3 protein-coding genes are annotated in these 2,692 nt (G+C 72.8%); all 3 read right to left on the minus strand.

What is annotated here, in order from left to right:
- Positions 1-77: 77 nt before the first annotated feature.
- A complete protein-coding gene (locus tag AC1MIR_RS20370; RefSeq protein WP_480030009.1) occupies positions 78-623 on the minus strand; it encodes a PEP-CTERM sorting domain-containing protein in 546 nt (181 codons plus the stop codon).
- 157 nt (positions 624-780) lie between these two features.
- A complete protein-coding gene (locus AC1MIR_RS20375) occupies positions 781-2,076 on the minus strand; it encodes a glycerate kinase type-2 family protein (RefSeq protein ID WP_480030010.1) in 1,296 nt (431 codons plus the stop codon).
- Between the two features lie 138 nt (positions 2,077-2,214).
- A partial coding sequence (locus tag AC1MIR_RS20380) for an FCD domain-containing protein (RefSeq protein WP_480030011.1) occupies positions 2,215-2,692 on the minus strand: 478 nt, incomplete at its 5' end.

Genomic DNA, 2,692 nt, shown 5'->3' on the forward strand with positions numbered 1-2,692 from the left:
CGCGCATAAGCGCGACCCTACAATTCCTAAGCGGGAAGTCGAGTGACTTCCAGGTTGCTTAGTTATGCGAAGGCTGCTTATGCCGCTCGGCGGCGCACCCCGGCGAGGCCGAGCAGGCCGAGGCCGAGCAGCGCGAGGGAGGCCGGCTCGGGGATCGCTGTGGAGGCCGGGGTGAAGGTGACCTCTCCGGTGACAACGTTGGCCTCAAAGCCGGCTTGGGCCGTGTGATAGGCCCCCTGGACGAAGGTCGGGTTGGTCGAGACATTCTGGATGGCGACGAAATAGTCGTTGGTGTTGCCGAAAATGACCGTAACGCCAAACTCGGTCCCGCCGACGACCAGCACGTCGGTCCAGCCGAAAGCCGAGGCGAAGTAGTTGTAGGCCGAGGTGCCCGAGGACAGCGCGAAGGGCAGCACCACGTTGGACAGGCCCGTGGTCGTGTCGGTGGTGACGTTTGTGGCAGTGTCGAAATTGATGTCGAAGGACCCGCTGAACGGATTGATCGACCCGCCGTTGCTGAACGAGAAGGTGAACTTCCCGTTGATCACGGCCGCCTCGGCCTGCGGCGGGGCCGCGGCGAGGGCCAGGGCGGTGAGCGCGACCAGCGCAAGACGCTTCGACATCGGAGATTTCCCCCATTCGGCCAGGACAGCGCGTCTGGCCATTGTGGAGGTAACAATGCGAATTCTATGCCGCGGCTGTGCGCACAGTAAATTCAATGCGCTATCGCGCAAAGAGCGAAGAGTGCAGCGCCGGATGTAAAGTCGGCCGACAGGCGGGTCAGGCCACCAGCACCGCGCGGACATCGTTGACGTTGGTCAGCGTCGGGCCGGTGCGCAGCAGGTCGCCGAGCACGTCGAACACGCCGTAACTGTCATGCGCGGCCAGCTTTTCCCGCGCATCGAGCCCGGCGGCGCGGGCGCGGGCCAGCGTGTCGGGCGCAGAGACCGCGCCGGCCGCGTCGGACTTGCCGTCTATGCCGTCGGTGTCGGCGCAGAGCGCCCAGATGCCGGCATGGCCCTCCAGGGCAAGGGTGAGCCCGAGCAGGCATTCGGTGCTACGGCCCCCGCGGCCCGAGGCCCCGGCCGGAAGCGTCACGGTGGTCTCGCCGCCCGAAAGGATCACACAGGGCGGGCGCACCGGATGGCCATGCGCGGCCGCGCCGCGGGCGATGCCGGCCAGGACCTTGCCGACCACCGATGCCTCGCCTTCCAGGGCGTCGCCCAGGATGATGGGCGCCAGGCCGAGGGCGCGGGCCTCGGCGGCCATCGCCTCCAGCGCCATCAGCGGCGTCGCGATCATGCGGAGCTCGGCGCCGGCGAGGCGGGGATCGCCGGGCTTCGGCGTCTCCTTCGCCGCGGCGGCGAGATGCGCCGTCACGGCCTCCGGCAGCGCCATGCCGTAATGCGCGACCAGGCCGCGCGCCTGGGCGAAGGTGGTGGGATCGGCAACGGTCGGGCCGCTGGCGATCACCGCCGGGTCGTCGCCGGGCACGTCGCTGATCGCGAGCGTCACCACGCGCGCCGGATGCGCCGCCGCGGCCAGCCGCCCGCCGGAGAAGGCCGAGAGGTGTTTGCGGATGCAGTTCATCTCGCCGATCGGGGCGCCGGAGCGGAGCAATTCGCGGTTCACCGCGACCAGGTCCTCCAGCGTCAGGCCGGGGGCGGGCAGGGTGGAGAGCGCCGATCCGCCGCCCGAGACGAGGAACAGCACGAGATCGCGCTCGGTGAGGCCGCGGACGGCGGCGAGCATCTCGGCCGCGGCGGCGGCGCCGGGCGCGTCGGGGACGGGGTGGCTGGCGAAGCGCAGCGCGATGCGGCGATCCGCGGGCGGGTCCGGCAGGTCGGCGCCATGGGTGGTGACGACCACGCCCGAAAGCGGCACGGCGGCCCAGGCGGCCTCCACCGCCGCCGCCATCTTCGCCGCCGCCTTGCCGCAGCCCACCACCACCACCCGCCCGTCCCGCGGTGGGTCGGGCAGGTGGGGGGCGAGGCAGGTCAGCGGGTCGGCCGCGGCGAGCGCGGCGTCGAACAGGCTGCGCAGGGCGGCGCGGGCCCTGGCATCGTCCCAGGTCATGCGGGGGGATCCTTTCCTGGCGCCATCATGCCGGTCCGGCGCGCCGCGGCAATTCGCTTGTAAAATGCATCCTGGTATGGAACGGTTCGAACGCTCCCGAAGAGGACGATCCGCGCCGTGGCTTCGCGATTGCCCCGGTCAGGCGCCCAGCGCGTGCAGGATCTCCCGGCTCGCGCGTGTCCGATGCGCGGCCACGGCCGCCTGCGCGCCGGCCGCATCGCCGGATGCCAGCGCAGCCAGGATGGCGGCATGCTCGCGCGCGGAGGCGTGGGGGGCGGGACGGCGCGTGGCGGTCGCGGCGCGGGCGCGCTGCGCCTGGTCGGCGGCCGTGCCCGCCAGCCGCGCCAGTTTCGGGTTGCCGCTTCCGGCGAGCAGGGCGCGGTGGAAGCGGTCATCGGCCGCCGCCCATGCGGCGCGGTCGCCGCGGGCGAGTGCGTCCTCCATCTCCGCCGTCGCGCCGCCCATGGCCTGCAGCGCGGCGCCGGCCGCCGCGCCCCCCGCCCGCCCCCGCCCCGCCCCGCGGCGCGCGCCAGGCGGCGGGCAACCCCTGGGAGGCCACCGCCACCCGCGGGGTCCTGCGCCGTTGCGGCGACGGCGCCGGCGGCTTCGGCGTGGA

It is taken from the genome of Falsiroseomonas sp. RANM36 (assembly GCF_056682175.1).